Origin of the sequence: Klebsiella sp. NPDC088457 (assembly GCF_044900465.1) — a bacterium.
GTDB lineage: Bacteria > Pseudomonadota > Gammaproteobacteria > Enterobacterales > Enterobacteriaceae > Klebsiella.
Window position 1 is genome coordinate 1 of sequence record NZ_JBJDNH010000106.1, and the last position, 3227, is coordinate 3227.

Annotated in this window: 3 protein-coding genes and 3 pseudogenes; 5 read left to right on the plus strand and 1 reads right to left on the minus strand. The window is 51.8% G+C overall.

Going from position 1 to position 3227, the window contains the following annotated elements; genetic code table 11:
- Positions 1 to 261: 261 nt before the first annotated feature.
- The 5 genes and pseudogenes from ACI2JR_RS28110 to ACI2JR_RS28130 form a co-directional block, all read left to right on the plus strand.
- A pseudogene (locus ACI2JR_RS28110) lies at positions 262 to 375 on the plus strand (DUF5431 family protein); the annotation flags it as partial.
- The gene (locus ACI2JR_RS28115; protein ID WP_308700848.1) at positions 320 to 442 is read left to right on the plus strand and encodes a Hok/Gef family protein; all 123 of its coding nucleotides are present in this window, start codon (positions 320 to 322) and stop codon (positions 440 to 442) included. The pseudogene ACI2JR_RS28110 and the gene ACI2JR_RS28115, both read left to right, overlap by 56 nt.
- Before the next feature lie 784 nt (positions 443 to 1226).
- A pseudogene (locus ACI2JR_RS28120) lies at positions 1227 to 1444 on the plus strand (hypothetical protein).
- 20 nt (positions 1445 to 1464) lie between these two features.
- Positions 1465 to 1845 (plus strand): hypothetical protein, encoded by a 381-nt coding sequence (locus ACI2JR_RS28125; RefSeq protein ID WP_462480090.1) that lies wholly within the window; start codon positions 1465 to 1467, stop codon positions 1843 to 1845.
- 620 nt (positions 1846 to 2465) lie between these two features.
- Positions 2466 to 2996: an antirestriction protein gene (locus tag ACI2JR_RS28130; RefSeq protein ID WP_462480091.1), complete on the plus strand. Its 531-nt coding sequence runs from the start codon at positions 2466 to 2468 to the stop codon at positions 2994 to 2996.
- A 37-nt stretch (positions 2997 to 3033) separates the two neighbouring features.
- Here ACI2JR_RS28130 and ACI2JR_RS28135 read toward each other — a convergent pair.
- Positions 3034 to 3135 (minus strand): annotated as a pseudogene (locus ACI2JR_RS28135) (lytic transglycosylase); the annotation flags it as partial.
- Positions 3136 to 3227 lie beyond the last annotated feature (92 nt).

Below are 3227 nucleotides of genomic sequence, written 5' to 3' on the forward strand. Positions count from 1 at the left end.
GGACGTAATCGAAGCGCTGCCAGTCAGCGCATAACAGGCCCATTACCGGACCGGAAGGCTGTAACTGAATTTACACCACCTTGACGGACTCGACCTAAGGTATAATGGCGACGGCGCTTGAGGCTTTTTGCCTCATGACGTGAAGGTGGTTTGTTGCCGTGTTGTGTGGCAGAAAGCAGAAAGCCCCGTAGTTAATTTTCATTAACCCACGAGGCCCACTGTATGTCTAGTCAACACCAGTATGGCCTCTTACCGTGCGTAATGCAAGGAGGAGTAATTCATGAAACTGCCGCGAAGTACCCTGTTATGGTGCGTATTAATCGTGTGTTTAACGCTCTTGATATTCACATGCCTGACCCGGGATCGCTTGTGCGAGGTCCGGCTAAAGGACGGAAACAGGGAGGTAGCGGCAAGCCTGGCTTACGAATCCAACGGTAAGTAGCAACCTGGAGGCGGGGGAAACCCCGCCTTTTCAGGGCTGCGTTGGTCTGACATGCCTGAAGCGCCTTTATGAAGGGGTTACCGGTTCGCCGGTAACCCCTTTTTCCTGGTACGACGTGATCGCATTTGTGCCCCACCTGAATTCACCCTCAAATGCCGCGCGCCTGTGGCACCGGGAAAACTGGCCGCGCTGACGCGCCGCCCGTCTTTCATTTCCGCGATTTTCCTGTTATCTCCCTGATCCTGACCTGCTTCCTGTTCATATCTCTGCTGTGATGACTCTTTTTCTTAATACCCTGCTGCCCCCTTCGGCTCCCGGCCGCTTCGCGTCCAGTCGTCAAGCCACACTCCGCTAACCGCGAAATGACGCGGTAAGCTTCGCCGAACCCGCAGGCGGTTTCGGGCCATTCGGCTAGTGTCTGATGGCTGACGTCAACGACGCGCTTGCTGCGTCCGTTCCGGTCGCACCGCTTTCACCGTGCCGGCGATAAAGCTGCCGGCACTCTATTGGCGCCACGCCGTTCCGTCGTGTCGGGTGTGTTCATTCTCATCCCTTCCCCTGGTGAGTCATCTCTCGTCCGTTCCCCGGCGGAGGGCTGCTCGTAGCACCGTCGCGTCGTCATCCAAGGGGTGAAATGAACTCCGCCAAAAACTTTTTGCCAGGAGCCGCAAAAACTTTTTGTCTCCGCCCCTTGTTCTCCTCCTTACGACGTTGCTCCTTTGCCCTTTGCCGCCAGGGAACTCACCGAGAGATGGATTAACCACCAGACCAGAGGAAAAGCAGAATGAACACACACAACGTCAACGTCAAAACCGCCACCAAAGAATCTACCGAAAGATGGGTTATGACCTGCCCGGAACCTGTCACAGCAAAGGTACTGGCATTCCACGGGCAGAGCGCCAGCTATGCATTAATGTCTTGGCTGATTTGAAAGCTGCCGGTGCTTCATATGCACGACGGAACATTATCGCAGATATGTTCAAGCGTTTAGGTGTGAATTAACCCACTGAAGGTGACCTGTTATGACCCGTAGAAATATGAACCTTCGCACTGATGGCTTTATTCGCAATATCCACTCCCGTAACCCGTTTGATGTCATTCGCGCGGATGTGGTGCTGGCACGCATAGAAAAACAGGCTAACCGCGCGTGTGGTCTGCACTACGAGATTTATGAGTCCCGTCTGTTGGGTATCGATCCGGTGGCGGCAGATATGGCCTTCATCCAGCTGTCACTGCTGGGGATTGCAGCGGAAGTGGTAACGGGTAACACGTTAACAATGACAATTAACAGGGTAAGGTATACCCCGGTTTATTACCTCAATGACTTTGAAAAACGTCTGGCAGATCTGGGCCGGTTCAGGGCTATGCGGGACTTTTTGCGGGGAATACAGGAGGCCGCGTAAATAACCAGAAGGGCAGGGGGTTACCTGCCCGACGGCGGGAAAAGGCCGCGCACCTGCGGTGCAGAATAATACCGGCTGCGCTACGCGCCGCAGGTATTATTCCGACGCGGGGTTGTCTCATCATTATTATTTATTCAGGTCTGTTACATCTTATCCGGTATCCTGATGTTCATCTCTTCCGGTATTTATCCTTTATGGTAAATACAATAAATACCGGTCCGGGCGTCGTCCCGGAGGGACACGGCTGTCGTGAACAGAGCCAGCAAGCTGTCTCTGCCCTACGGGCTTCCATCCTGACGCAAATTCAAATTCGCGCTTGCTGCATCCTCACCAGGATGCGCCGCTTTTACCGTGTCGATAAAGTCCCGCCACTCTGAGGGCCGTAACGTGAATTCGATAAAGACCGAATTGACGTTACGTGTTGTGTGCATTCTCGCCCTGCTCTATATCGTCTGACGTCATCTTTCGCGGAGGGCAGCTTTTAGCATCAGCCGTGTCGAAAATAAAGGGGTGTATAAACGCAAGCGCCCCTTTATTTTCTCCCCGTCGGCTGCAAATTGCCCTTCGCCGCTCAGTGATGAAGTCGAACGATCTAATAAACCGCGAAGGAGAATACCAGTATGCACGCAATAAACGTCAACACCGCCACTCGTGAATCTGACGAACAATTTAAAACAGACAAATATCTGCGCTATGCAGTGACCGATGATGATGAGCGTCTGGATTTTATCCCGGCACTATTTTTTACTCCGTCAGCGGATAATATGACCGCAAGCTGGTTACGTCAGCATTCCGATTACGATGGCGGTTTCTGGTCTTACTGGATTATTCCACAAGGTGTTGGCGGAAATATTGCACCAAACCGCATCCAGTTCATCACGACGCAGACCGGGTATATTGCACCGGAAAGTGAGCAGCGTTACAAAATGAGCATCCCCGGAAATTATTTTGAGGGTGAAGTCAGCGCCGATGCAGCCGGAATTATTGCCACGCTGATGATTATGAACTGGCTGTCATGGCAGGTAGCAGAGATGGGGCCTGAATATGCTCATGTCTGTAAGCATCTGGTATCACGGCAGGATGCGCTGAAGGATTATCTCAGTATTATTCACCATCCAGAAAGTCATTTAATCTGGAGGGCGATTGATTGATTTCAAACTTAACGTAAAGACCTCCTGAGTGAGGTCTTTATCTTTGTGTCGTCTGAACCTGGGCGGATTTGTTATTCGCCTTAATGGCTCTGTAAATGGCCTCGATCTTCCTGGCATAGTGCAGACGTCTCATGGCTTGTGTCAACGACGGTTAAAAAGTGATCCACTTACATCTCCACCGACGGTCTAATATTGATCCACCGTTTTACTCAGGATTAGCTTCAGCGATAA

Coding starts and splice junctions, on each gene's coding strand:
- ACI2JR_RS28125 (WP_462480090.1), top strand. CDS start 1,465: ATGACCCGTAGAAATATGAACCTTCGCACTGATGGCTTTATTCGCAAT.
- ACI2JR_RS28130 (WP_462480091.1), top strand. CDS start 2,466: ATGCACGCAATAAACGTCAACACCGCCACTCGTGAATCTGACGAACAA.